The organism is Pseudomonas sp. MWU12-2037 (assembly GCF_023242345.1).
GTDB classification, from domain to species: domain Bacteria; phylum Pseudomonadota; class Gammaproteobacteria; order Pseudomonadales; family Pseudomonadaceae; genus Aquipseudomonas; species Aquipseudomonas gingeri_D.
In genome coordinates, this window is record NZ_JALLIZ010000054.1 from 1 (window position 1) to 658 (window position 658).

The window sequence follows — 658 nt, forward strand, 5'->3', positions numbered from 1 at the left end:
GCCCGATAGCAGGCCGCCGCTCTGGTTGATCAGGCTATCGGCCGTCAGGGCCAACTGGTTGTTGCTGATCAGCTTGCCGGAATTGCTGTTATCCAGCGTGCGCGCCGTCAAGTTCAGGCTTTGCGCACTGGTAACCTCGCCACTTTGGTTATTCAGGTCGCGCAGACGATTGATGCTCAACTGACCATCAGTGGTGATATGGCCGGCAGCGTTGTTCAGGTCGTCGTTAGCCAGGTCGAGGGTGATCGCACTGCCTTGCAACCTGCCGCTCTGGTTATTGAGTCCGGTACTGTTGATGGTCAGACCGTTGGTGGCGCTGATCAGTCCCAGACTCTGGTTGATCAGTTGACCGTCGACAGTTAGCTCCAGCCCGGCACGGCTGCTCAGGGTGCCGGTGGTGTTATCCAGGCTGCCCGCCCGCACATCAACGGCTGCGGCGGCGATCATGCCCTTGATATTGCTCAGGGCCTGGTCGATACGCAGGGTCAGGGCCTGGTTGCTCAACAACTTGCCGCTGTCGTTGTTCAGGCTGGCGGCGGCGAGGGTAAAGGCCTGGGCGCTGGAGATTTCGCCGCCCTGGTTGTTCACGCCCTTGAGGTTGTTCAACACCAGCAGCGGCGCGTTGATCAGGCCGCCCTGGTTGTTCAGTTGACCGTGA

The 658-nt window shown here is 60.2% G+C and carries 1 protein-coding gene; it reads right to left on the bottom strand.

Annotated features, from left to right (window positions below; all coding sequences use genetic code 11):
* Positions 1-658, bottom strand: a 658-nt coding sequence (locus tag M5B42_RS32060; RefSeq protein WP_248748065.1) for a hypothetical protein, incomplete at both ends; no start/stop codon positions are given.